The 589-nt window shown below is 45.7% G+C and carries 1 pseudogene; it reads left to right on the forward strand.

What is annotated here, in order from left to right:
• A pseudogene (locus ACS8FC_RS19270) lies at positions 1 to 589 on the forward strand (DNA mismatch repair endonuclease MutL); the annotation flags it as partial.

A 589-nucleotide genomic window follows, 5' to 3' on the forward strand; every position in this document is an offset into this window, starting at 1 on the left:
GTCGCTGGAGTACTAGATGATACACCGAAGCTCACACCAGTCGTTCATAATCGCGGCACAACAATCATAGTCAAAGACTTATATTTCAATGTGCCTGCCCGCCGCGGTAATTTAAAATCTATGGCCACTGAATTTGGTCATATCGAAACGATCGTTCGTGAAGTCGCACTGGCGCGAGCCGATGTCGCACTGACGCTGTTTCATGATAATAAAAAGCGATTATCATTGTCTGCAAATGCTACAAACGTTAACGATGCTAACCGTCTACCGTTGCCACGTCTAGAACAAGCGACTGGTATGCCATTAACGGACGATGCGCTAGCAATATCGATAGATCTATCGAGTCTGGTGCAGTCGTCTGTAGAGTACGGCGATAGCACGGTCAATCAGGCAGCAATCAGTGGCTGGTTATGGCCGATGACTGATGAGCAGATAGCATTGCCAAAGCTAATTTATGTGAATGGTCGATTGGTAAAAGAATTATTGATTAGCAATCAGATACGTCAACTGGCTCAGAGCGCTCAGCTAGTAGGCATGGGGTATGCGCTTTATTTTGACTTACCAACCCAGTGGTTAAATGTCAATGTAC

This window comes from Psychrobacter sp. 1Y4, from assembly GCF_051847555.1.